Consider the following 22,757-nt stretch of genomic DNA (forward strand, 5'->3'; position numbering starts at 1 on the left):
CGGACGATTACCCGACTCTCGGAGATCTATGCGAGAGGGGGAGGAACTCGACCGGGCGCGGAGGTCAGCGCCTGCTCGAGCAGTTCCAGGGCACGGTCGGTCGTTGCGGTCACGACGTCCTGCGGTTCACCGTCGAATCGGTGCATCTCGGTGTCGATGCGGCCGTGGGTGAAGAGTCCGAACCAGACGGTCCCCGGCGGTTGCCCGTCCTGGGGGTCGGGGCCGCCCGCACCGGTCACTGCGACGGCGATGTCGGCTCCGAGCAGTTCCGCGACCGCACTTGCCATCGCGCGGGCACTGGCCTCACTGACGACGGGACCGTCCGGCACCTTCAGCACCCGGTGTTTCACTTCGCTGGAATACGCGACCACGCTGCCCCGGTACCAGTCGGAGGACGCGGGCGCGGCGCCGAGAATGCATGAGATCTGCCCGCCGGTGAGGGATTCCGCCGTGGCGAGGAAGACGTGCGCGCTCTGCGCCGCGGTCGAGATCCGTTTTGCGATTCGGTCCTGCGGACTCATGGACCTCACGATATCGGACGTGTTCCGGCGCGGAGTTGCCGTCGCCACCCGCGAGCCAGGTGGAACAGGTTTCAGTTTTTCCGGTTTCCGGTTAGGGTGTCGGTGACCCAGGACACAGGAAATCCAGGCCGCCGGACCAATGCGCCTCGGCGTCGCGGGAGTAGAAGGATTACAGATGACCGACGAGTTCGCAGATCTGCATCGACCCGCCTTCGCTGCAGACCTCCTCATCACTGCACTGGAACGCAACTCCGACAAGCCGGCGCTCTACCTCGGCGACGTCGTCCTCACCGGCGGTGAGATGCGCGATCAGATCAGTTGCTTTGCGCAGGCACTGGCTTCACTCGGAATCGGTAAAGGCACGAGCACCGCCATGCTGTCCAAGAACAGGCCCGAAGTGCTCATCAGCATGGGCGCCACCATGATCTCCGGATGCCGCGCCAGCGCGCTGAACCCGATGGGCTCGCTCGACGACCATCTGTACATCGTTGGGGACGCCGAGATTCAGACGTTGATCTTCGATCCCACCGCCTTCGAGGAGCGCGCCGCCGAACTGGTGGCGCAGTCGCCGTCGATCGAGAACGTGTTGTCGTTAGGGCCGTCCGAAGTGGGTACCGACATTCTCGCCCTCGCCGAGAACTTCACCCCGCAACGCCTGCGGGCGGCGGACGTGGCCGCCGACGACAACAGCAGCATGGTCTACACCGGCGGCACCACCGGCAAGCCGAAGGGCGTCGTCGGCTCCTACCAGTCCGGCGCGACGCTCAACCAGATTCAGATGGCCGAGTGGCAGTGGCCCGACGAACCGCGTTTCCTCATCTGCACGCCGCTGTCGCACGCCGGCGCCGCCTTCTTCATCCCGACCCTGCTGCGTGGCGGCGCGCTGATCGTGTTGCCCGCGTTCGAGCCCGGTGCCGTCCTCGAGGCGATCGAGAAGCACAAGATCTCGGCCACGATGCTCGTCCCCACCATGATCTACCTGCTGATGGATCACCCCGACCTGCCGAAGCGGGACGTGTCCAGCCTGCAGACCCTTTTCTACGGCGCCTCGGCGATGTCGCCGGCCCGGTTGAAGGAGGGCATCGAGAAGTTCGGCCAGATCTTCTTCCAATTCTACGGCCAGACCGAATGCGGAATGACCATCGCGGTGCTGCGGAAGGAAGAGCACCTGGCGGACGATCCCAGCCGGCTCGCGACGTGCGGGCGTCCCGTGCCCTGGCTGAACGTCGCCCTGCTCGACGACGACCTGAACGAGGTCCCCCAGGGTGAGCTCGGTGAGATCTGCGTCCGCGGCCCGCTGGTCATGAAGGGGTACTGGAAGAAGCCCGCCGAGACCGCCGAGGCCTTCCGCGGGGGATGGCTGCACACAGGCGACGTCGCACGCAAGGACAAAGACGGATTCATGACGATCGTCGACCGAAAGAAGGACATGATCGTCACCGGCGGATTCAACGTGTTCCCCCGGGAGATCGAGGACGTCATCTCGGCGCATCCGGCCGTCGGCTCGGTCGCGGTGGTCGGCGTTCCGGACGAGAAGTGGGGCGAGGCCGTGAAGGCGTGCGTGGTATTGCGGGCCGGGCAGACGGTCGACGCCGCCGAACTCGTCGAACGGGTGCGGGCCGCGAAGGGATCGGTGCACGCCCCCAAATCGATCGACTTCGTCGACACGCTGCCGCTCACCCCGCTCGGCAAACTGGACAAGAAGGCGCTGCGCTCCCGGTACTGGGAAAGTGCAGACCGAGCGGTCGGATAGCACGACCAGGGCGGAAAACAAGGGACCTGGTCTGCGGCGTGGCGCCCGCGCCTATAGTCTGCCCAAGTACTTCGCGGCGAGGCCGCGTTCAGTCGGTGACGAGGATGCGCGGTGGATTCACAGGCAATATCGCTGGTCCGGTCGAGTTTCAAGGCTATCGCGGCGGTGCCGGACGGGCCCCAGACTCTGTCGCGGTCCTTCTATGCCCTGCTGTTCGCGCGGTATCCCGACGCCCGGGACTTCTTCCCCGCGGCCATGGACGTGCAACGCGACCGGTTGATCTCCGCCGTCCAGTACGTGATCGAACGGCTCGAGGAGGAATCCGGGCAGATCCTCGCCTACCTCGCCCAGCTCGGCCGCGACCACCGTAAGTACGGAATCGAGGACGCGCACTACGTCGCCGTCGGCAACTCCCTGATCGCCGCGGTGGAGCAGTTCCCCTCGACCGAGCCGTGGACCGACGAACTCGAGCAGGCCTGGCGCGACGTCCTCTCGGTCGTCGCCGCCACCATGATGGACGCGGCCAACGCCGCAAGCGGCCCGCCGGCGTGGGGCGCGACCGTGATCGAGCACCTCCAGGTCCGCAAGGACGTGTCGATCGTCCGCCTGCAACTCGACGAGCCGATGACCTACACCGCCGGTCAGTACGTGAGCGTGCAGGTGCCGTCGCGTCCCCGGATGTGGCGGTACCTGTCGCCGGCGAACCCCGCCAACGACCAGGGCATCATCGAGTTCCATGTCCGACGGGTGTCGGGCGGCTGGGTCAGCCCCGCCATCGTCAGCCAGACACTCGTGGGCGAGCGGTGGGTGATCGGGTCCCCGCTCGGCGACCTGGGAGTCCGCTACGACAACGGTCGCGACATCCTCATGATCGGATCGGGGACGGGAATCGCGCCGCTCCGAGCACAAATCCTGCAGATGTCGCAGCGCGGCCAGGACCGCCGCGTCCACGTCTTCTTCGCCGGGCGGTACCCCTGCGACCTCTACGACCTGGGCACCCTGTGGGCACTCGCGGAGCAGAATCCGTGGCTGACCGTCGTCCCGGTCACCGAGGAGGACGAGGACCCGTGGTGGTACACCGGCCCGAGCAGCGCCGCGTTGCCCGGCATGCACCGCCGGTTGACCGGCAAGGTCGGGCAGGTCGTCGCCGACTTCGGGACGTGGGCCGAGCGCGACATCCAGCTCGTCGGCTCCGAGGCGATGATCAACACCACCAAGTTCCGGCTGCACGCGGCGGGCACTCCGCCGGAGAACATCCGGCACGACCCGTCCTACTGATCCGAACGGCTCAGTACGGGTCGAACTGAATGTTCTCCGTGGGGGTCCCGGTGTCCCGGAGACGGTCGAGGGTGGCGCGGACCATCGCCGCCGAACCGCACACCAGCACCTGGTGCTCGGTGAACGCGCCGTAGGACGTCACGACGTCGGGTAGCGAGCCCTCGATGAGGTCGTCCTCGGTGAACCCCACGTCCACTCTGGTGCGCTCGTACCATTCGTCGGTCCAGTCCGGATTCACGACGTTCTCCACCACCGGAATGACGGTGAGCCACGGCAGATCCTGCAGCAGCAGGTAGAGCATGTCGGACGCATACAGATCGCGCGGAGTCCGATCGCCCGTGAACAGGAACACCCGCGGCGGATTCGGCTTGCGCGACAGGTCCAGCAGGATCGACCGGAACGGGGCCAGGCCGGTGCCGCCGGCGACCATGATGACATCCGGCCCGTCCTCGTCGACGGACATCGTGCCGCGCGGTTCGAGAATCTGCCACTGGTCGCCGGGCGAGGTCCCCGTGACGATGTCACCGCTGACCCAGCCACCGGGCACCGTCCGGACGTGGAATTCAAGCTTGCCGTCCAGTGACGGCGGCAGGGCGGGGGAGAGTCTGCGCAGCAGCCGCGGGTTCTGGGGCACGCTCACGTCCACGTATTGCCCCGGCGCGAACGGGACGTAGTCACCGACGAGGCGGACCACGGCGAGGTCGTGCCGCAGGCGGTGATGTTCGACGACAGTGCTGGTCCAGGTGGTCTGCGTGGCTTGCATGGCGTGATGCTCTCCCGACGGTCGAACCGGATAGCGGATGGGCAGGGACGGGCTGCGCGACTAGATCAGGGGGTCGTGCCGGATCAGTTCGGGCGGTGTACCGCCGCGCTGCAACGCGTACACGGTGGTCTTGATCATCGCCGGAGAACCGGAGATCTGGATCTGCCGGTCCGCCCACGACCCGAACCGGGCGACGACGCGGCCGAGCTGCCCCTGGAGTCGTTGATGCAATCCCGGCGGCGCCTCCGGGGCGGGAATCGTGTGCCACCACGGGTCCTCGTCCTCCTCGGACACGGGAACCACGGTCAGCCACGGATTGCTCAGCGACAGGTGCCACAGGGTCTCGATGTCGTACAGATCGCACGGATACTTGCCGCCCACGAACATGTGGACCCGCGGATTGTTCGACCGCATCGCCATTTCCATCACCTGGGCGCGCAGCGGCGCGATGCCGGTCCCCGAACCGATCATCAGGACGTCCTGCCCGCTGTCGCGGTCGACCTCGAGACCGCCCAGCGGGGAGCTGAGCAGCCAGCGGTCGCCCACTTGCGTCTCGTTCACGATGGCGGGGCTGACCCAGCCACCCGACACGCGGCGGACGTGGAACTCGAGCTGGCCGTACGGGTTGGCGGGGATGGCAGCCGACAGGTACCGCCACATCCGGGGTCGCTGCGGGATCTGGACGCTGAGGTACTGGCCCGCACCGTAGGGGATGGGGGAGTCGGTCTCGAGACGGACGATCGCGAGGTCGTCGAGGCGGCGTTCGTGATCGACCACGGTGGCGCCCCACGCGGCGGGCAGGTCGTCGGTGTCCGCGGCGTCGGCCATCGTGTGGAGGAGGAGGTCGAGCAGTTCCGTCCAGGCCGCGGTCAGCGAGGGCGTCCAGATGGCCTGGGTGAAGGAACTCTGCACGGCGACCAGCAGCGCATTGCCCGACGCGAAGTAGTGCCTGCCCTCGACGCCGTACTTGCGGTGGTCACGGCCGAGCTGGCTGAGGAAACCGAGGACCCGGCCCTCGTCGTCGAGGTTGTCGATGACGAACTGCAGTGCCTGGAACAGGCGGTGACCCTGCTGATCCAGCGCAGGCGGGAAGAGCGCGCGGAATTCGGGGTGTTCGGCGAACAGGGTGGCGTAGAACGTGGTGGTGAGCCGGTTGCGTCCGTGTTCGGTGGACACGATCGACGAAAAGCTGGCGCGCAGACGCGAAATCACGAGCGGATCGAGGCAATCTCGTGTCAAGCCGTCCCCTGCCTCCGTGCCTGCTGATTCGAACACCCGCATTCTAGCCGTCCCGCGGGCGGACCCCGGGTTACGGCAACGGCCGGTTCGGCGTGTGCCCCCGGTATTTCGGTGGGTCGCTGTTGAGCTGTGACCACCGGCAAGGCACGATGCATCCAGTTAACAGGCAGTGTTACCGAGGGGGGCCCATGAGAGTTGGCGGTGCGCGGGATCGGGGTCGGTTTCGTCCGGGGATGCCCAGTTCGGCCCGGGTTCGCCGAGCCGCCGCTGTCGTGGCGGCCGTGACGCTGACGGCGATCGGCGGCGGAGGCGTCGTCTCCGCCGAACCCCGGACGACGATCGAGTCGATCTCGGCCGACGAGGCGCCCGACGGTTCGCGGTTGGTCGAGGTCACCACGGTGGGCGAATCGCAGATGAACTTCACCGTCCACTCGACCGCCATGGACAAGGACATCACCGTCCGGGTCATCCGGGCCGCGTCGGAGAAGCGTCCCACCGTCTACATGCTCGGCGGCGTCGAGGGGAACTCCGAGCAGTTCGGCTGGGAGCAGAAGGCGGACGTCGAGAAGTTCTTCTCCGACAAGGACGTCAACGTGGTCATCCCGTTCGGTGGCCAGTCCAGTTACTACGCGGACTGGAAGCAGGACGACCCCGAGCTCGGGCGGAACAAGTGGCAGACGTTCCTGACGAAGGAACTGTCACCCATCGTCGATTCCGCGCTCGAGACGACCGGGAAGAACGCCATCGCCGGGCTGTCCATGTCGGCCACCAGCGTCCTCAACCTCGCGATCTCCAAGCCGGGGCTGTATCAGAGCGTCGGGGCGTACAGCGGGTGCGCGATGACGAGCGACCCGGTGGCGCGGCGGTTCGTCGAGATCACGGTGTCGGACTTCGGCGGCAACCCCGAGAACATGTGGGGTGCGGCCAACGATCCGCTGTGGGCCGCGAACGATCCGTACGTCAACGCGGAGAAGCTCCGGGGGACCACCCTCTACATCTCCAATGGCAGCGGGCTGCCGGGACCGTACGACACCCTCGACGACCGGACCGTCGGCGGCGACCGTCGCAACCTCGCGACGCAGGTCGTGGTGGGTGGTGTCATCGAGGCCGTCACCAACGACTGCACGATACGGCTGGCGGAGAAACTCCGCGCCCTGGACATTCCGGCCACGGTCGATCTCCGGCCGGTCGGCACACACTCGTGGGGGTACTGGCGCGACGACCTGTCCGCATCCTGGCCGACGATGGCGGCCGCGATCGGGGCCTGACATCTCGCCCCGCGAACCGTCGCGGGGCGAGAGAATGGGTGTAGCGGAAAATTTCCAAAGTTGAGCGGAACAGACTCAACCCTTCGCGCGTTAAGAAGATGACAGCGTCGCCACGTGCCACTCGGCCCCGGGCGGCGGACCGCTCTACAACGCCAGAAGAGGTGAACAGTGGACTCGTTCAATCCGACCACCAAGACCCAGGCCGCGATGACCGCTGCGCTCCAGTCGGCGTCGTCGGCCGGTAATCCCGACATCAGGCCCGCGCATCTGCTCGTGGCCCTGCTCGACCAGACCGACGGCATCGCCGCCCCGCTGCTCAAGGCGATCGGCGTCGATCCCACCGTGGTCCATCGTGAAGCGCAGGATCTCGTCGACCGGCTCCCCAAGACGACGGGCGCCACGACCACACCGCAGCTCGGCCGCGAGGCCCTCGCCGCACTCACCGCAGCACAGCACCTCGCCACCGAACTCGACGACGAGTACGTGTCGACGGAACACCTGATGGTCGGACTCGCCTCGGGTGAGTCGGACGTGACCGGACTGCTGAAGCGGCACGGCGCCACCCCCGAGGCGCTGCGTGACGCGTTCACCACCGTCCGCGGCAGTGCGCGCGTCACCAGCCCGGACCCGGAAGGGACGTACCAGGCGCTCGAGAAGTACTCCACCGATCTCACCGCGGCGGCCCGCAACGGCAAGCTCGACCCGGTGATCGGCCGCGACAACGAGATCCGCCGCGTCGTGCAGGTACTCAGCCGCCGGACCAAGAACAACCCGGTGCTGATCGGTGAGCCCGGCGTCGGCAAGACCGCCATCGTCGAGGGGCTCGCTCAGCGCATCGTCGCAGGCGACGTTCCCGAATCGCTGCGCGGCAAGTCGGTGATCTCCCTCGACCTCGGATCGATGGTCGCGGGCGCCAAGTACCGCGGCGAGTTCGAGGAGCGACTCAAGGCCGTCCTCGACGACATCAAGAACTCGGCCGGTCAGGTCATCACGTTCATCGACGAGCTCCACACCATCGTCGGTGCGGGTGCCACCGGTGAGTCCGCGATGGACGCGGGCAACATGATCAAGCCGATGCTCGCCCGCGGCGAGCTGCGGCTCGTCGGCGCGACCACGCTCGACGAGTACCGCAAGTACATCGAGAAGGACGCGGCCCTCGAACGCCGCTTCCAGCAGGTGCTGGTGGGGGAACCCTCCGTCGAGGACACCGTCGGCATCCTGCGCGGGCTCAAGGAGCGGTACGAGGTGCACCACGGCGTGCGCATCACCGACTCCGCGCTCGTCGCCGCCGCCACGCTCAGCGACCGGTACATCACGTCCCGGTTCCTCCCGGACAAGGCGATCGACCTCGTGGACGAGGCCGCGTCCCGGCTGCGGATGGAGATCGACTCGCGACCCGAGGAGATCGACTCCGTCGAACGCATCGTCCGCCGCCTCGAGATCGAGGAGATGGCGCTGCAGAAGGAATCCGACGCGGCGTCGAAGGACCGGCTCGAGAAGCTGCGTCAGGAACTGGCGGACGAACGGGAGAAGCTCAATCAGCTGACCACCCGCTGGCAGAACGAGAAGCAGGCCATCGACTCCGTGCGCGGGGTCAAGGAACAGCTCGAGACGCTGCGCGGCGAGGAGGAACGCGCCGAACGCGACGGCGACCTCGGCCGGGCCGCGGAGCTGCGGTACGGCCGCATCCCGCAGCTCGAGAAGGAACTCGAGCAGGCGGCCCGCGAGTCCGGTGCCGCCGCCGACGGCGACGTCATGCTCAAGGAGGAAGTGGGTCCCGACGACGTCGCAGACGTGGTCGCAGCATGGACCGGCATCCCCGCCGGCCGCATGATGGAGGGCGAGACCGCCAAGCTGCTGCGGATGGAGTCCGAACTCGGCAAGCGGGTCGTCGGCCAGGAAGCGGCCGTCGTCGCCGTCTCGGATGCGGTTCGCCGCGCCCGCGCCGGAGTCGCCGACCCCAACCGGCCCACCGGGTCGTTCCTGTTCCTCGGACCGACCGGCGTCGGTAAGACGGAGCTCGCGAAGTCCCTCGCGGACTTCCTGTTCGACGACGAGCGCGCCATGGTCCGCATCGACATGTCCGAGTACAGCGAGAAGCATTCGGTGGCCCGGCTCGTCGGCGCCCCGCCCGGATACGTCGGGTACGAGGCGGGCGGCCAGCTCACCGAGGCCGTGCGGCGGCGTCCGTACACGGTCGTGCTGTTCGACGAGGTGGAGAAGGCGCACCCCGACGTGTTCGACATCCTGCTCGCCGTCCTCGACGAAGGCAGGCTGACGGACGGTCAGGGACGCACGGTCGACTTCCGCAACACCATCCTGATCCTCACGTCCAATCTCGGTGCGGGTGGATCACGGGAGCAGGTGATGGACGCGGTCCGGCACGCGTTCAAGCCGGAGTTCATCAACCGGCTCGACGACGTCGTGGTCTTCGAGTCGCTCACGGAAGGGCAGCTCGAGTCCATCGTCGACATCCAGCTCACCCAGCTGTCCCGCCGGCTCGCGGCGCGGCGACTGACGCTGGACGTGTCCGAGTCGGCCCGCTTCTGGCTGGCCGTCCGCGGCTACGACCCCATGTACGGGGCCAGGCCGCTGCGCCGGCTGATCCAGCAGGCCATCGGCGACCAGCTCGCGAAGCTGCTCCTCGCCGGTGACGTCAAGGACGGTGACACCGTCCCCGTGAAGGTGTCCGAGACCGGGGACGCGCTCGTCCTCGGCTGACCCCTCGGGTGAGTGGCACGGTGTGCTCCCGCACGCCGTGCCACTCACCTGTGTTTTCACAGCGACGTCTTAAGTTTCGTCGTTACCCTGGACCGTCCGTAGCCGCAGGACACCGGCCGGACGAACCCGAGGGAGGGGCCGATCATGACGAACCCCGACGACCCGCGCACCCCGCAGGAACGCGCGTACGACGGAACGGAGTCGTGGACCACCGACGATTCCGCGTCGAGGGCTGGTGACGAGGACCCCACCCAGGCGTGGTCGCGGCGGGACCAGTCGACCGAGCATCTCGGATCGCCCGAGCAGCGCACCGAGCACATGGGCCCCGCAGGCACACCGACCGAGCAGTTCTACACGTCCGATCCGACCGCGGCGTACGGGCGGAACCAGCCCAATCCGACGCAGGCCTACCCGACCTACGATCCGCGGTACGACCCGCAGGCTCCGCCGCCGAACGCCACACAGGCGTATCCGACGTACGACGCCCAGCAGTACCAGGGCGGGTATCCGACGGGGCAGTACCCGAACGCCCAGTACCCGCCGGGTCAGTACCCGGGCTCGCAGTACCAGGCGCCGGTCGCCGAGAGTCCCGAGGAGAAGAAACCCCGCCGGATCGGCACGTGGATCGCCGCGACCGCGGCCGCGCTGCTGCTGATCGCCGTCATCGGCTTCGGAGTCGCCCTCTTCACATCCGCGCCGAACAATTCCTCGAGCACCACGGCGGCGGGCCCCACCACGTCCCGTCCGCCCGCCACCGCGCCGCCGAAGACGACGACCCCGCCGCCGTCCACCACGTCGGAGTCGCCGCTCGATCAACTCCCCGGCGGAATCGGCGAGGCCATCGGCGCTGCCGGCGCCGCGTTCGGAACGATCAGCGCCAACGACGGCTCCACTCTGACCCTCGACGCCCTCGGCGGTTCCCAGTTGACGGTCCAGACCAACGCGCAGACCAATGTGATCGCACTCGACGGCACCACGGTCGCCGATCTGAAGCCCGGGTTCACCGTGATGGTGCAGGGAACGAAGGTCGAGAACGGCACGATGATGGCCGAGACGATCATCAGCACCGAGCTGCCGAAGCTCGGCGGTAACTGAGACGATGGGTCCGGGCAAAACCGACACGGGGTGTCCGGGTACCGCTTCGCCTCGTAACGGCGTCGACTCGCTAGGCTGATCACCGATGACGGGAATGTGGTTCGTACTGGCGTTGATCGCACTCGCAGGCGCGTGCGCGCTGCTCTATTTCGATCGCTCGCGTCGTGATCAGACAGGTCGTGTGCGGCAGATCTGGGCCAAGGCCCAGGGCTACACGTACGACAACGTCGAAGAGAAGCTGCCCGGCCAGTTCCATCGGGCCGCGCTGGCCAAGCAGGAGTACCTCAGCGCCATCGATGTGGTGAAGGGCGAACGCCGGGGCGAGTCGTTCATTCTGTTCGACCTCGAGGAGACCGCGACCATCGTCGCCGTGCGCCGACGGGTGGGCTCGGACGTCGACATCGACCTGCGCCTCAAGTCGACCCCGCCGCCGAAGGATTCGGATCTCGAACTCCTCGGTGCCATCGGACCGCGAGTCGTGTTCGCCACCGACCTCGAAATCGCCCGCAGGGTCTGCGATCAGCGCATGGTGGCGTTCACCGAGTCGGTGCCGCCGCACGTGAACATGCTGTGGAGCGAAGGCGAGTGGACCCTCGGTTCGCTGCCCATCGGCAGCAGCGGCCGTGAATGGGATTCGGCCATCGAGGCCGTCGCCCGGCTGTCCGGCATCCTGCACGTCCTGCCCCCGGTCACCGAACCGCGCGGACTCGACCGCGGCCACCACGACCCGAGCCGCCCGCGACTACGCGAAGGCGCTCCCGCCGAGGCGCGTCCCGAGCGTCCGACGTCTCCCCGACCGCCGGCTCCCGGCGCTCCCCGGCAGCAGACCTCCGGCGCTCCCCGGCAGCAGACCTCCGGCGCTCCCCGGCCGCCGGCCCCCGGCGCTCCCCGGCCGCCGGCCCCCGGCGCTCCGCGCCCGTGAGTGCGTGACGAGTCCTGGGACTCGCTAACCGCGCACAGGCGCGCAGCGCCTTGCTACCGTCACCGGTATGTCGACGCCCTCCAGTTCCGCCCGACCCGTTGCTCTCGTCACCGGCCCGACGTCGGGGCTCGGTGCCGGTTTCGCGAGGAAATTCGCGTCTCTCGGTTACGACCTCGTGCTCGTCGCGCGTGACGAAACCCGCTTGCAGGCCCTCGCCGACGAGATGAAGGCGTTGTTCGACACCGAGTCCGAGATCCTGCAGGCCGATCTGGCCACGGCATCCGGGCGCGAGGAAGTGGCGCAGCGCCTCGGGAAGGGTGTCGAGGTGCTGGTCAACAACGCCGGATTCGGCACTTCGGGCGAATTCTGGACGGCGACGCCGGAGCTGTTGCAGTCCCAGCTGGACGTGAACGTCACCGCCGTCATGCAGCTGACCCGCGCGGCGTTGCCCACCATGATCGCGTCGGCGAACGGCACCGTCATCAACGTGGCGAGCGTCGCCGGTCTGCTGTCCGGGCGCGGATCGACCTATTCGGCGAGCAAGGCGTATGTCATCTCGTTCTCCGAGGGACTGGCGAACGGGCTGGGCGGCACGGGTGTGCGGATCCAGGCGCTGTGCCCGGGCTTCATCCGCACCGAGTTCCACGAGCGCGCGGGCATCGAGATGAGTTCGATTCCGAAGCCGATGTGGTTGAGCGTCGACCAGGTGGTCGCGGCGTCGCTGTCCGATCTCGAGGACGGCAAGGTCGTGAGCATTCCCGGACTTCAGTACAAGGTACTGACCACGGCCGGTCGCCTCGTCCCGAAGAGTCTGGTCCGGCGGCTGACCAACGTGTTCGGCCGGGGGCGTGCCCGCACGTAGAGGTGGGTAGGGTTTCGGGCATGAGCGATCGCGAGGATCTGGCCGCGTTGGTGCGTGAGCTGGCAGTTGTGCACGGCAAGGTGACGTTGTCTTCGGGCAAGGAAGCCGACTACTACGTGGACCTTCGCCGCGCCACGCTGCATCACGAGGCGGGCCCGCTCATCGGGAAGTTGCTGCGTGAGCTGGTGGCGGACTGGGATTTCGACGCCGTCGGCGGACTGACGATGGGCGCCGACCCCGTGGCGATGGCCGTGATGCATGCCCCGGGCAGGCCGATCGATTCGTTCGTGGTGCGCAAGGCCGCGAAGGCGCACGGCATGCAGCGGCAGATCGAGGGACCGGACGTCGTCGGCAAGCGTGTCCTCGTCGTCGAGGACACCACCACCACGGGCAACTCTCCGCTCACCGCGGTGAAGGCGTTGCGCGACGTCGGGGCGATCGTCGTCGGTGTCGCGACCGTCGTCGACCGCGCGACCGGTGCCGACGAGGTGATCGCGGCCGAGGGTCTCGAGTACCGTTCGCTCCTCGGCCTCCCCGACCTGAACCTCTGACCGCACATGTGAGTGGCGAAGTGTGCGGAGGCACACTTCGCCACTCACATGGGGGTGGTCAGTCGGCGTCGGCGGCCGTGACGGCCAATGCCTCCTCGACGCTGTGCGGTTCGGGATCGTGCTCGTCGACGTGGGCGAGGACCTTCCGTCCGGTCGCGAGCACGATGATTGCGGCGGCGGTGCACACGGCACCGACCCAGAACGGCATGTGGATGTTGCTCTCACCGAGCTTGCCCGCGACCCACGGTGCGGCGGCGCCGCCGACGAAGCGGACGAAGCTGTACGCCGCGGACGCCGTCGACCGCTCGACGGGCGCGGAGATCATCACGGTCTCGGTGATGAGCGTGTTGTTGACACCGAGGAAGAGTCCGGCGAGCACGACACCGACGACGAGCACGGTCTTGTTGTCGGTGAACGCGGCCATCATGGCGAGGTCGAGGGCGAACAGCGCGAGGGCCACCATCATCATCGGCAGCGTGCCGAAGCGTCGCTGCAGCCGTGGGGCGAGGAACACCGACGCGACGGCCAGCGCGAGACCCCATCCGAAGAAGATGAATCCGATCGAGTACGTGCCCATGTCGAGCGGGAACGGCGTGTACGCGAGCAGGGTGAAGAAGCCGTAGTTGTAGAGCAGCGCGGTGATCGCGACGGTGAGCAGACCGCGGTGGCGCAGCGCGAGGAACGGCGCGGCGATCGATGTGCGGTGCTCCGGCTTGGGTGCGGCCGGCAGCATCACGACGATGAGGATGAACGCGACGGCCATCAGGGCTGCGACGCCGAAGAACGGCGCGCGCCAGCTGATGTTGCCGAGGACACCACCGACCAGCGGGCCGACGGCGATGCCGATGCCCAGCGCGGCCTCGTAGAGGATGACGGCCCGCGCGACGCCGCCGCTGGCCGCGCCGACGATGGCGGCGAGCGCGGTGGCGATGAACAGGGCATTGCCCAGTCCCCAGCCGGCGCGGAAGCCGACGATCTGCCCGATGGTGCCGGAGCTGCCCGCCAGCGCCGCGAACACGACGATGACGGCGAGACCGGTGAGAAGGGTCTTCTTGGCGCCGATCCGGCTCGACACCACGCCGGTGATGAGCATCGCGACACCGGTGACCAGCATGTAACTGGTGAACAGCAGAGACACCTGGGACGGCGTCGCGTCCAGTTGTTCGCCGATCGGCTTGAGGATGGGGTCGACGAGCCCGATGCCCATGAACGCGATGACGCTGGCGAAGGCGACGGCCCACACCGATTTCGGCTGGTGGAGGAGGCTCGGTGGCGCCTCGCTGGGTGTGCTGTTCGTGACGGTTGCGGTCGTGGTGCTCACGGCCACCTCCTTCGATGTACGTCGGGGTGTGGATGGGTTGTCAGGATGAGCGGGCCGACGACTTGACGATCGAACGCAGTTCCGACAGGCCCTGCGTCAGTCGTTCGAGTTGCTCGGGCTCGAGGTCCGCGAAGTGCGGGGCGAGTGCGCCCGCGATCTCGTTGCGGGACACGGTCAGCCATTCGCGGCCCAGGTCCGTGATGGACACCCGGACGGCCCGGGCGTCTTCCGGATCGGATCGGCGGGCAACGTATCCGCGATCGGCCAGCTTCTGGAGCAGGGCGGTCGCGGACGGTTGGGAGCAGCGGTCGATGCGGGCGAACTCGCTGATGCGTAGCTCGCCGTGGTCGTCGAGCAGGGCGAGGGCACGTGTCCACGGCCGGGGGTGGTCCTCGGATCCGAAGGAGCTCGCGAGCCTGGTGAATCGGTGAGAATTCGTGACCAAGTCGACGAGCAGGCTCTGCAGCCGCGTGTCGCCGTCCATGCCAAACATATTACATAGGCTAACTAACTATGTAAACCCGACGAAGTGCTTCACGGCCCGCATCCGCCCCGACGGGCGCGGGCCGCGAAGATCAGGACGAGTGCTTCGCGCTCTGCTCGACCTGGCGGCGCAGGGTGGCGTCGGTGTGGCGGATCGCCTGCGCGACGAACGGCTCGATGAGCTTGCCGAGCGCCTTACCTGCGAGGCCGCCGGGCAGGTCGTAGCGGAAGTCGACCGTCATGCGAGTCTCGGTTTCGCCGGCCGGCTCGAACTGCCACCGCGAATGGGTGTACAGGCCGTCGATCGATTCCAGCTCGATCACCGAATTGCGTTCCCACCCGGTGACCTTCACCACGGAGTCGAGGGTCTTGGGGCCGACCTTCATCGCGGCGTCGTAGACCGCGCCGAGACCCTGGTCGTGGTCGCCGATCGGATCGAACTTCGTGATCCCGAACATCCAGGACGGGACGTGGCGGTAGTCGTCCACGTAGCCGAACGCGGCCGCGACCGGTGCGCAGGCGAGGGCAGTGTGATGGATCTCGATCATCGTGACTTTCCTGAGGGGTGGAGGGCGGGGGGCTGCGCTGTCCGGTACGGGCGGATGGCGTAGTTCTCGAGGTCGAACCGGGCGAGGCGACGGCGCAGGGAACCGGTGGACCAGGGCCACGCGGCGAAGTTCCTGCCGTCGGCGTCGAGGTAGTAGCTACTGCATCCGCCGTTGTTGAAGACGGTCGGCTCCAGGCCCTTCTGTACCGCGTCGTTGAACCGGCGGAACGGCCGATCGCGTACCTCGAGTACTTCGATGCCCTGCCGCTCCGCCTTGGTGAGTCCGTCGATCACGTAGTCGAGCTGGGTCTCGGCCAGTCCGAGAAACGAGTTGTACACCAGAATGTTCGGGCCGAGCATGATGTACGCGTTCGGTGCGCCGGGCGTCGTGGTGGCCAGGTAGGCCTCGGGGCTCTTCGACCACTTCTCCGACAGCAGTGTTCCGTTGCGTCCGCGGATCCGGTTCGCGATCGGTGGATGACTCACGTCGAAGCCGGTGCCGAAGATGATGACGTCGACCTCGCGGCGGGTGCCGTCGGCTCCGACGACCACGCGTCCGTCGACCTCGGCGAGGGCGTGCGGAATCAACTCGACGTTGCTCTTCGTCAGCGCCGGGAGATACGTGTTGGACAGCAGGAGGCGTTTGCATCCGAGCGTGAAGTTCGGTGTCAGGGCCGCGCGAAGTGCCGGGTCCGGTACCTGCCTGGCCAGCCAACGGGTGCCGATGGGGTTGAGGAGCCGGGCGGTCCGTTCGCGGCGCATCACCGAAGTGAGCGTCCGCAGGATGACGTCGAGGAGCCGCCGGAACGCGCGTTGCACCGCGGGCACCCGCGCGAACACCCACTGGGCGATCCGGGGGAACGGAAAGTCCAGGCGCGGCACCACCCAGGCCGGGGTGCGCTGGAAGACGTACAACTCCTCGACGTCCGGCTGGATCTCGGGGATGAACTGCACCGCGGACGCGCCGGTGCCCACGACGGCGACCCTCTTCCCGGTGAGGTCGACGTCGTGGTTCCAGCGGGCCGAGTGGAAGGTGTCGCCGTCGAAGCCGTCGATTCCGGGTACGGCAGGAGTGCTCGGTTCGGTGATGGGGCCCGCCGCGAAGATCACGTGCTGGGCGACGATCGTGCCGCGGCTGGTGTCGAGGATCCAGCGTCGGCGCTCGTCGGACCAGGCGGCTTCGCGGAGTTCGGTCTGCATCGAGATCCTGGACTGCAGACCGAACGTGTCGACGGTGTCCTCGATGTAGGACAGCAGTTCCGGTTGCAGGGCGAAGTTGCTGCGCCACCGCGGATTGGGGTGGAAGGAGAAGGAGTACACGGGGGCGGGGATGTCGACACCGCACCCGGGGTACGTGTTCTCGCGCCACACGCCCCCTACACGATCGGACTTCTCCAGCACGACGAAGTCCGTGATGCCCGCGCGTTCGAGCTTGACCGCTGCGGCGATCCCGGACAGTCCGGCGCCGACCACGACGACGCGCAGGTGCCGCTCGTCTCCGCTGCCGTCGGGTGCGGCGGCGTGCTGAGTGGTTGTCGCTGTCATGGCTTCTTCCCTGCGCGGATGGGGAACCGTCGTCGCCGGTCCAGTTAACTGAGACTCAGTGTCACAGTAAAACGAAGAATGCACATTGGCAAGCGAAGGCGCGGCCGGTGTCGGCTGGGAACTCGGGGTCATGGGGCTGTACCTGCACGCAAGCATCGCGTTCGGGACGCCGGAGGGTGCCGCGACCGCGGCCGGCGTTCGCACGACCGCGTTCTACACGGGAGCCGACACCGGGGCGGGCTGAACCGGGTCCTGGAAGAATGGCGTCCGTGACCGAGCGCAAACCTCCCGGGGTGAGCTTCGAGAGCTGGATCGACAAGCAGATCCGGCTGGCTCAGGAGCGCGGCGACTTCGACGATCTCCCCGGCTCGGGTAAACCGATTCCGGCAGGCGATGTCGACGACGAACTGTGGTGGGTGAAGAACTATCTCCGGCGCGAGAATCTGCCCACCGATTCGCTGCTCCCGACGCCGCTGCAGCTGCGGAAGGAGATCGAGCGGTTGCCCGACACGATCCGTGGGCTGCCGTCGGAGCAGTCGGTGCGGGACGTGGTGGCCCAGCTCAACCTGCAGATCGTCGCCTGGTTGCGGGCACCCTCCGGCCCACGGATCCCGGTCAGTCCGGTCGACGCGAACGAGGTCGTCGCGACCTGGCGGCAGCAGAACCGGCCGGCGCGGAAGCCGCCGGTGACGGCGACCCCGGAACCCGACGATCCGCCCCGGGCCGGCAGACGATGGTGGCGACGGAAACGGTGACGGATCATCCCTTCCGGAAATCACCCGATTCCATCACCCGGGACACGAGCAGTCCGGCGAGCAGCCCCCAGAACGCAGCCCCGACGTTGAGGAACTGCACGTTCGACACGGTCACGAGGAAGGTCACGAGCGCGCCGAGTGTGTGCCGGGAGCTGAACGCGGCGACGAACGAACCCTGCAGCGCGCGGAGCATCGCGAGTCCGCCGAGCGTCGCGACGAACGCGACCGGGGTGGCCAGCATCAGCTGAACGAACAGCGGCGCGAACAGGCCGACGACCATGGCGAGCAGCCCGCAGACGACGGCCGCCGTGTACTGCCTGGTGCGCTGCCCCGACGCCACCAGCAGGGCGTTGGTCGGGCCCGTCAGGCACGTCGAGACGGCTCCGACGACGGAGGTGGCGAGGGACCAGGCCCCGCACAGCACGGTGCCGACGTTCATCGGCGGCTTGTGGCCGGCGGACGTCAGCACGGCCGCGCCCTGACCGTTCTGCACGACGATGACCGTGATGGCCAACGGCACGACCAGTTCGGTGATCGCCTGCCAGGTGAACTGCGGCGCCTGGAACATCGGTGCCGCGATCCACGGTGTACTCGAACCGGTCGGGTGGAAGCGGCCGGTGACCGCGACCGCGGCCGCCCCGACGAGCAGTGCGCCGAGGATCGGCGGCATCCACCGGCCGAACGCGGCGCGGGATGCGAGGACGACGAAGACGACGACCATCGGAACGGCGACGGCCGCATCGGTTCCCACGGCGTGGACGAGGTCGGTGCCGAACTTCAGGAAGACGCCGGCCACCATGGCCATGACGATCGGCATCGGGAGCATCGCCATGACCTGACGTACCCGCCCGGTCAGGCCGAGGGCGAGGATCAGGAGCCCGGTCACCAGAAACGCGCCGAGCACTTCCGGCCACGACAGGTGGGTGAGCGAGCCGCCGACGATGATCGTGCCGGGGATCGTCCAGAAGAACGCGAGCGGCTGGCGGTACAGCCAGCTGGCGAGGGCGGTCAGGATTCCGTTGAGGAAGAAGACACCGAAGATCCACGACGCCATCTGCTGGGGCGACAGTCCGCCCGCGGAGCCGGCGGCCAGGATCACGGCGACGGGACCCGTCGCGGAGAAGATCAGCCCGATCAGACCGTTGGCGGCGTAGGTCCCGCCGAGGTCGCCGATCAGGCGGCGCGGGCCCACGGGCGGCCACGGTGGTCTCTCGAAGCGAGGGGGGCGGGTCTGCACGTCTTCGCTGCGGGTCGGTTCCTCGGTGGTCGTCATGAGGCCTTCCTGCTCGGGGGGGTCATAATGTACGCAGAGCGGACATGGCTCCCGCAATGCGTACATTCCGGGTGTGGTCTGGATCATAACCACTCGCGTCCCGGGGCTGCACGGCGGGCCGTCGAACCCTGGGTGGGGTGCTTTCCATCCCTGGGGTGAACGACACTCGGGCGCCATCGCGACAGACTCGAAGGCGTCGACCCGACACCACCCCGCACCGACGAACCATGCGAAGAAGGGCCACATGGCTGAACTCACCCGAATTCCCCGAGAGCGAGGCACCGTCTACGCGCGGCGCCCCACGGTGGCAGCGGAACGCGAACCGCGATCCGCCGTCGAACGGACGTCGACGTTCCTGGCCTACGGCCTGCTCGCGTTGTTCGGCGGGCTCGGCATCTTCGGAACGATCTGCTCGGTCGATGCCATCCCGGACGGCGCGCGGATCGCCGTCGTCCAGACGGTGCCGACGCAGTCGCAGCCTCTCGATCTGCCGCATCCGGCGCCGGACACTCCCGAGCCCACTCCCGGCGGCGTCTGATTCGTCAGGATGCGACGTCGTCGCGCAGTGCCGCGAGTTCGAGTAGCCGGGGCAACATGTCCGGCGACGCGATCGAGGGCAGGAGCAACGCCCACATGTCGGCCAGGCGCTCGTACAGGTCGGAACGTCCGGTCAGCGCCTCGGACACCAACTGCATGCCGGTGAACGAACTGACCAGGAACCGGGCGAGTGCCGCGGGGTCGACGGTCGCGCGCAGTTCTCCTGCCTCCCGCGCCTTGCCCGCGAGTGCGACGAGGGTGTCGGTCCAGTCGATGTAGGGGTCGGTGGCCGGGCCGCGGGACGTACCGAGTTCCAGGGTGAGTCGCACACCCGCTCGCACGATGGGCTCGGTCAGCAACTGGCGCGCCATCTCCTTGGCGCACAACAGGATCGCCTCCATCGGTGACTGCGCCGTCGCGAGCACTCGCTGCGCCGCCAGCATCGCCATGGCGTGCTGTTCCTTGATCACCGCCCAGGCGAGCGCTTCCTTGGACTCGAAATGAAAGTACAAGGCGCCCTTCGTTACATCGGCATAGGAGAGGATTCCGCTCAGGCTCGCGCCGCCGTACCCGAGCTTCTCGAAGCTCAGTGCCGCACCCTCGAGTACCTGATGGCGGGTGGCTGCCGCGCGCGCCTGTTTTGCCATCACCTGTGCCTCACAATCGCGGATTATCCGTCGCGTCCACTCTCGAGTCAACCACTTTTCGGGCCGGTAACCTCGGCACGTCCGCAAGTGTGGGAGGAAGACGTGAAGTCGAAGAACAGCTGGGGTGTCGAGCATGCGGTGTTCGCCGGTGCGACGCTGGCCACCGTCGTCGGGGCCGTCACCGGGCGTGAACGGTTGCAGCAGGCCGCGAAACCGCTGATCGCACCCGCGCTCGCCGCCCGTGTCCTGCGGCGGCGTGCAGACACGGACCCGGCCGACATCGCACTCCTCCTCGCTGGTCTCGCGGCCGCGACCGTGGGTGACGTCTTCATGATCGATCCCGACGACGACGCCCGTCTCGTGCGCGGCGCGTCCTCGTTCGCCGTCATGCAAGTGGGCTATTCCGCGCTGTTGCTGCGCCGGGGCGCCCGGCCCACCGCGCCCGCATTGCTTCCCCGGCTCGCCGGTTGGGCAGGCGCGGCGGCACTGCTGCGCGGGCGGGCGAAGGAGGTCGCCGCGCCGTTGACTGCGTACGGGTCGCTGCTCGGCACCACGTCGACCCTGTCGGCCGATCCGTCTCTCGCACCCGGCGCGGACGTCGTCGCGAATGTGGCGGTGCCGGGAACCGACCGTCGCAGCTGGCTCGGTGCGGGCGGGATGCTGTTCACCGCCTCCGACGGTCTGATCGTGTTGCGGCGCTTGTTCATCCGGGGCGAGCGGGGGAGGGCTGTGGCGGAAGGCGTGGTCCTCGCCAGCTACGCGGCGGCCCAGTTGCTGCTCGTCGAGGGGATGCTCGCGCTCGGGCGTCGCCGGATCACGGGCAGAGCATGATGTGGTCCCGGTCCTTCGGGTCCACGAGGATGGTGATCGTCTCGCCGGGCAGGAAGCGTGTCGCGTTCTCCCGCCGCACCTCGTAGACGACGCGTCCGGCGTAACTCTCCGATCCGGGCACGGTCAGCCGGAGGTCCAGTTCGGTGAGCTCCCCGTTGTCGGGAGTGCGGCGCAGCGGAGTGACGTGCTCGATGCGGGCCCAGCCTTCGAGTCCGTGCCGTTCGAGTTGGCGGTCGGCGCGGCTGGGCCGTTCGGCCGCCATCATCCCGAATCCCAGCGCCGAACCGAAGGCGGCGACCAATCCCATGATCTGGTACGGGATGGTGGCCGGCGGGGTGTGCTCGATCAACCATCCCAGCCAGACGGCGAGGACGATGACGTAGCCGACCGTGACGAAGCAGACCGTCCGCACGATGCGCTGATGATTCATCGATTGCCTCCACCTCCAGATTAGCCCGTCCGGCCTCGCCGAAGCGGCCCCGCCGCCGCACTGCCGTTAGAGTGCAGTGTCGGCAGCAGGTAAGCATGTGTGGAGGTGGCCGTATGGCGTGGCGTCGGGTGTCGTTGGTGTGTCTGAGCATTGGCTCGGCCATGATGCTCGCAGGGTGTGGTGGGTCTTCGGACGCGGTGGCTCCGCCGACGTCCACGACGACTGTCGCGGCTCCTGTGACCACCACCACGACCACGGTTCCGCCGACGACCACCACCACGACGATTGCGCCGCCGCCCACGACGACGGAAGCGCCGACCACGACGCTCGTGGACGTCCCCTACGAGCACAACGAGTCGTACTTCTTCACGTCCCCGGACGGCGGGTTCCAATGCGGCATCATCAAGCTGCCGAACCGTACCGAGGCCGGATGCCAGGGGTCTACGAGCCCGGTGCCGCCGCGGCCGGCCGACTGCATGGTCGACTGGGGACACGGCATTCGCGTCGAGAACGACAGCGAGGCGTCGTTCATGTGCGCCGGTGGCCTCGTCTACACGTCGGGCGGCGACGAACCGGACGCGGCCCTGCCCGCCGGAGCGAAGCTGTCCAAGCTCGGTTACACGTGCAGCACCACGGCCACGGCCGTCACGTGCACCAACGACGAGACGTCGCACGGCTTCACCGTCGCTCCCGATTCGAACAAGACGTTCTGACATCGTGAGCGGAGTCGAGACCGGCCAGGTCGAAGTCGCCGAGGCGGGTCCCACCGAATGGGGGGACAACCCGAACGGCGTCGGTCCGTGGACCGAGGAACACGACACCCCGGTCCCTGCCGACCCGCGGTACGACCCCGAACTGCTGGCCGGCGGCGATCGCCGCAACGTGGTCGACGCCTACCGGTACTGGACGCGGGAAGCGATCGTCGCGGACATCGACAGCCGTCGCCACCCGCTGCACGTGGCCATCGAGAACTTCGGGCACGACGCCAACATCGGGACGGTGGTGCGCACCGCCAACGCGTTCGCCGCCGCCGCGGTCCACATCGTGGGACGTCGACGCTGGAACCGCCGCGGGGCCATGGTCACCGATCGGTACCAGCACGTCCTGCACCATTCGGACGTCGACGGCCTCGTCGAGTTCGCACGTGAGCGGGGTCTCACCATCGTGGCCGTCGACAACACGCCCGGATCCGTCCCGCTCGAGACGGCGAGTCTGCCCCGCGACTGCGTGCTCCTGTTCGGCCAGGAGGGGCCGGGAGTCACGGACCAGGCGAAAGAGGTTGCGGCGATGACGGTGTCGATCGCCCAGTTCGGTTCCACCCGCAGCATCAACGCGGGCGTCGCCGCGGGAATCGCCATGCACGCGTGGGTGCGTCAGCACGCCGACCTCGACCGCGCCTGGTAGCGGAACCCCCG

24 protein-coding genes are annotated in these 22,757 nt (G+C 68.0%); 14 read left to right on the top strand and 10 right to left on the bottom strand.

Annotated elements, in window-relative coordinates; all coding sequences use genetic code 11:
• Nucleotides 1-26 precede the first annotated feature (26 nt).
• A complete protein-coding gene (locus G9373_RS22245; protein WP_005574694.1) occupies nucleotides 27-521 on the bottom strand; it encodes a CinA family protein in 495 nt (164 codons plus the stop codon).
• Nucleotides 522-696: 175 nt separating this feature from the next.
• On the opposite strand from G9373_RS22245, the gene G9373_RS22250 reads away from it, so the two are divergent.
• Both G9373_RS22250 and G9373_RS22255 read left to right on the top strand, forming a co-directional pair.
• The gene (locus tag G9373_RS22250) at nucleotides 697-2,274 is read left to right on the top strand and encodes an AMP-binding protein (protein WP_005574696.1); all 1,578 of its coding nucleotides are present in this window, start codon (nucleotides 697-699) and stop codon (nucleotides 2,272-2,274) included.
• 111 nt (nucleotides 2,275-2,385) lie between these two features.
• Entirely contained in the window at nucleotides 2,386-3,552 is a 1,167-nt protein-coding gene (locus G9373_RS22255; protein WP_005574698.1) for an FAD-binding oxidoreductase, read from the top strand.
• Nucleotides 3,553-3,562: 10 nt separating this feature from the next.
• Here the strand turns inward: G9373_RS22255 and G9373_RS22260 are convergent, their stop codons facing one another.
• Complete coding sequence (locus G9373_RS22260; RefSeq protein ID WP_007299771.1) at nucleotides 3,563-4,315, bottom strand: FAD-binding oxidoreductase; 753 nt, start codon at nucleotides 4,313-4,315, stop codon at nucleotides 3,563-3,565.
• A gap of 60 nt (nucleotides 4,316-4,375) precedes the next feature.
• Nucleotides 4,376-5,596, bottom strand: a complete 1,221-nt coding sequence (locus G9373_RS22265) for a globin domain-containing protein (RefSeq protein WP_050998683.1) — start codon at nucleotides 5,594-5,596, stop codon at nucleotides 4,376-4,378.
• A 191-nt stretch (nucleotides 5,597-5,787) separates the two neighbouring features.
• On the opposite strand from G9373_RS22265, the gene G9373_RS22270 reads away from it, so the two are divergent.
• The 6 genes from G9373_RS22270 (at nucleotide 5,788) to pyrE (ending at nucleotide 12,973) form a co-directional block, all read left to right on the top strand.
• Nucleotides 5,788-6,822: an alpha/beta hydrolase family protein gene (locus G9373_RS22270; protein ID WP_133986327.1), complete on the top strand. Its 1,035-nt coding sequence runs from the start codon at nucleotides 5,788-5,790 to the stop codon at nucleotides 6,820-6,822.
• Nucleotides 6,823-6,990: 168 nt separating this feature from the next.
• Nucleotides 6,991-9,543, top strand: coding sequence for an ATP-dependent chaperone ClpB (gene clpB, locus G9373_RS22275; RefSeq protein ID WP_167116812.1), 2,553 nt, complete (start codon nucleotides 6,991-6,993; stop codon nucleotides 9,541-9,543).
• Nucleotides 9,544-9,687: 144 nt separating this feature from the next.
• Entirely contained in the window at nucleotides 9,688-10,638 is a 951-nt protein-coding gene (locus tag G9373_RS22280) for a DUF5666 domain-containing protein (protein WP_167116815.1), read from the top strand.
• 94 nt (nucleotides 10,639-10,732) lie between these two features.
• On the top strand, nucleotides 10,733-11,560 hold the full coding sequence (locus G9373_RS22285) for a hypothetical protein (RefSeq protein WP_120659492.1): 828 nt from the start codon (nucleotides 10,733-10,735) through the stop codon (nucleotides 11,558-11,560).
• 67 nt (nucleotides 11,561-11,627) lie between these two features.
• Complete coding sequence (locus G9373_RS22290; RefSeq protein WP_005571721.1) at nucleotides 11,628-12,422, top strand: SDR family oxidoreductase; 795 nt, start codon at nucleotides 11,628-11,630, stop codon at nucleotides 12,420-12,422.
• A 20-nt stretch (nucleotides 12,423-12,442) separates the two neighbouring features.
• Nucleotides 12,443-12,973 (top strand): orotate phosphoribosyltransferase, encoded by a 531-nt coding sequence (pyrE, locus tag G9373_RS22295; protein ID WP_005238397.1) that lies wholly within the window; start codon nucleotides 12,443-12,445, stop codon nucleotides 12,971-12,973.
• Between the two features lie 58 nt (nucleotides 12,974-13,031).
• Here pyrE and G9373_RS22300 read toward each other — a convergent pair whose 3' ends face one another.
• From G9373_RS22300 to G9373_RS22315, 4 genes are all read right to left on the bottom strand, one after another.
• A complete protein-coding gene (locus G9373_RS22300) occupies nucleotides 13,032-14,300 on the bottom strand; it encodes an MFS transporter (protein WP_167116818.1) in 1,269 nt (422 codons plus the stop codon).
• 34 nt (nucleotides 14,301-14,334) lie between these two features.
• On the bottom strand, nucleotides 14,335-14,778 hold the full coding sequence (locus G9373_RS22305) for a MarR family transcriptional regulator (protein ID WP_054248742.1): 444 nt from the start codon (nucleotides 14,776-14,778) through the stop codon (nucleotides 14,335-14,337).
• A 91-nt stretch (nucleotides 14,779-14,869) separates the two neighbouring features.
• Nucleotides 14,870-15,325 carry an SRPBCC family protein gene (locus G9373_RS22310; RefSeq protein ID WP_167116820.1) on the bottom strand — a complete coding sequence of 152 codons (456 nt, stop codon included), beginning with the start codon at nucleotides 15,323-15,325 and terminating at the stop codon, nucleotides 14,870-14,872.
• Complete coding sequence (locus tag G9373_RS22315) at nucleotides 15,322-16,869, bottom strand: NAD(P)/FAD-dependent oxidoreductase (protein WP_167116823.1); 1,548 nt, start codon at nucleotides 16,867-16,869, stop codon at nucleotides 15,322-15,324. The genes G9373_RS22310 and G9373_RS22315 overlap by 4 nt, the downstream gene beginning before the upstream one ends.
• Nucleotides 16,870-16,954: 85 nt before the next feature.
• Here G9373_RS22315 and G9373_RS22320 point away from each other — a divergent pair, with 85 nt between their 5' ends.
• Nucleotides 16,955-17,113: a hypothetical protein gene (locus G9373_RS22320; protein ID WP_183102199.1), complete on the top strand. Its 159-nt coding sequence runs from the start codon at nucleotides 16,955-16,957 to the stop codon at nucleotides 17,111-17,113.
• Nucleotides 17,114-17,129: 16 nt separating this feature from the next.
• Entirely contained in the window at nucleotides 17,130-17,624 is a 495-nt protein-coding gene (locus G9373_RS22325; RefSeq protein ID WP_005571728.1) for a DUF1992 domain-containing protein, read from the top strand.
• Between the two features lie 4 nt (nucleotides 17,625-17,628).
• Here the strand turns inward: G9373_RS22325 and G9373_RS22330 are convergent, their stop codons facing one another.
• Nucleotides 17,629-18,897: a benzoate/H(+) symporter BenE family transporter gene (locus tag G9373_RS22330; protein ID WP_167116826.1), complete on the bottom strand. Its 1,269-nt coding sequence runs from the start codon at nucleotides 18,895-18,897 to the stop codon at nucleotides 17,629-17,631.
• Nucleotides 18,898-19,141: 244 nt separating this feature from the next.
• Between G9373_RS22330 and G9373_RS22335 the strand changes: the two genes are divergently transcribed.
• Nucleotides 19,142-19,435, top strand: coding sequence for a hypothetical protein (locus G9373_RS22335; protein ID WP_005260058.1), 294 nt, complete (start codon nucleotides 19,142-19,144; stop codon nucleotides 19,433-19,435).
• Nucleotides 19,436-19,439: 4 nt separating this feature from the next.
• Here the strand turns inward: G9373_RS22335 and G9373_RS22340 are convergent, their stop codons facing one another.
• Nucleotides 19,440-20,081, bottom strand: a complete 642-nt coding sequence (locus G9373_RS22340; protein WP_005571731.1) for a ScbR family autoregulator-binding transcription factor — start codon at nucleotides 20,079-20,081, stop codon at nucleotides 19,440-19,442.
• Nucleotides 20,082-20,183: 102 nt separating this feature from the next.
• Here G9373_RS22340 and G9373_RS22345 point away from each other — a divergent pair, with 102 nt between their 5' ends.
• Nucleotides 20,184-20,912 carry a lysoplasmalogenase family protein gene (locus G9373_RS22345; protein ID WP_120659489.1) on the top strand — a complete coding sequence of 243 codons (729 nt, stop codon included), beginning with the start codon at nucleotides 20,184-20,186 and terminating at the stop codon, nucleotides 20,910-20,912.
• Here G9373_RS22345 and G9373_RS22350 read toward each other — a convergent pair.
• Nucleotides 20,896-21,342, bottom strand: coding sequence for a hypothetical protein (locus G9373_RS22350; protein WP_005238418.1), 447 nt, complete (start codon nucleotides 21,340-21,342; stop codon nucleotides 20,896-20,898). The two genes, G9373_RS22345 and G9373_RS22350, sit on opposite strands and share 17 nt — an antisense overlap.
• 113 nt (nucleotides 21,343-21,455) lie before the next feature.
• Between G9373_RS22350 and G9373_RS22355 the strand changes: the two genes are divergently transcribed.
• Complete coding sequence (locus G9373_RS22355) at nucleotides 21,456-22,055, top strand: hypothetical protein (RefSeq protein ID WP_167116829.1); 600 nt, start codon at nucleotides 21,456-21,458, stop codon at nucleotides 22,053-22,055.
• A gap of 4 nt (nucleotides 22,056-22,059) precedes the next feature.
• Nucleotides 22,060-22,746 carry a TrmH family RNA methyltransferase gene (locus G9373_RS22360; RefSeq protein ID WP_005260054.1) on the top strand — a complete coding sequence of 229 codons (687 nt, stop codon included), beginning with the start codon at nucleotides 22,060-22,062 and terminating at the stop codon, nucleotides 22,744-22,746.
• Nucleotides 22,747-22,757: the final 11 nt, after the last annotated feature.

It is taken from the genome of Rhodococcus sp. A14 (assembly GCF_011603105.1).
In the GTDB taxonomy this organism is placed as follows: domain Bacteria; phylum Actinomycetota; class Actinomycetes; order Mycobacteriales; family Mycobacteriaceae; genus Rhodococcus_F; species Rhodococcus_F opacus.

Coding starts and splice junctions, on each gene's coding strand:
- G9373_RS22350 (WP_005238418.1), bottom strand. CDS start 21,342: ATGAATCATCAGCGCATCGTGCGGACGGTCTGCTTCGTCACGGTCGGC.
- G9373_RS22340 (WP_005571731.1), bottom strand. CDS start 20,081: ATGGCAAAACAGGCGCGCGCGGCAGCCACCCGCCATCAGGTACTCGAG.
- G9373_RS22335 (WP_005260058.1), top strand. CDS start 19,142: ATGGCTGAACTCACCCGAATTCCCCGAGAGCGAGGCACCGTCTACGCG.
- G9373_RS22260 (WP_007299771.1), bottom strand. CDS start 4,315: ATGCAAGCCACGCAGACCACCTGGACCAGCACTGTCGTCGAACATCAC.
- G9373_RS22265 (WP_050998683.1), bottom strand. CDS start 5,596: ATGCGGGTGTTCGAATCAGCAGGCACGGAGGCAGGGGACGGCTTGACA.
- G9373_RS22280 (WP_167116815.1), top strand. CDS start 9,688: ATGACGAACCCCGACGACCCGCGCACCCCGCAGGAACGCGCGTACGAC.
- G9373_RS22325 (WP_005571728.1), top strand. CDS start 17,130: ATGGCGTCCGTGACCGAGCGCAAACCTCCCGGGGTGAGCTTCGAGAGC.
- G9373_RS22355 (WP_167116829.1), top strand. CDS start 21,456: ATGGCGTGGCGTCGGGTGTCGTTGGTGTGTCTGAGCATTGGCTCGGCC.
- G9373_RS22310 (WP_167116820.1), bottom strand. CDS start 15,325: ATGATCGAGATCCATCACACTGCCCTCGCCTGCGCACCGGTCGCGGCC.
- G9373_RS22250 (WP_005574696.1), top strand. CDS start 697: ATGACCGACGAGTTCGCAGATCTGCATCGACCCGCCTTCGCTGCAGAC.
- pyrE (WP_005238397.1), top strand. CDS start 12,443: ATGAGCGATCGCGAGGATCTGGCCGCGTTGGTGCGTGAGCTGGCAGTT.
- G9373_RS22270 (WP_133986327.1), top strand. CDS start 5,788: ATGCCCAGTTCGGCCCGGGTTCGCCGAGCCGCCGCTGTCGTGGCGGCC.
- G9373_RS22330 (WP_167116826.1), bottom strand. CDS start 18,897: ATGACGACCACCGAGGAACCGACCCGCAGCGAAGACGTGCAGACCCGC.
- G9373_RS22315 (WP_167116823.1), bottom strand. CDS start 16,869: ATGACAGCGACAACCACTCAGCACGCCGCCGCACCCGACGGCAGCGGA.
- G9373_RS22285 (WP_120659492.1), top strand. CDS start 10,733: ATGTGGTTCGTACTGGCGTTGATCGCACTCGCAGGCGCGTGCGCGCTG.
- G9373_RS22305 (WP_054248742.1), bottom strand. CDS start 14,778: ATGGACGGCGACACGCGGCTGCAGAGCCTGCTCGTCGACTTGGTCACG.
- G9373_RS22290 (WP_005571721.1), top strand. CDS start 11,628: ATGTCGACGCCCTCCAGTTCCGCCCGACCCGTTGCTCTCGTCACCGGC.
- G9373_RS22245 (WP_005574694.1), bottom strand. CDS start 521: ATGAGTCCGCAGGACCGAATCGCAAAACGGATCTCGACCGCGGCGCAG.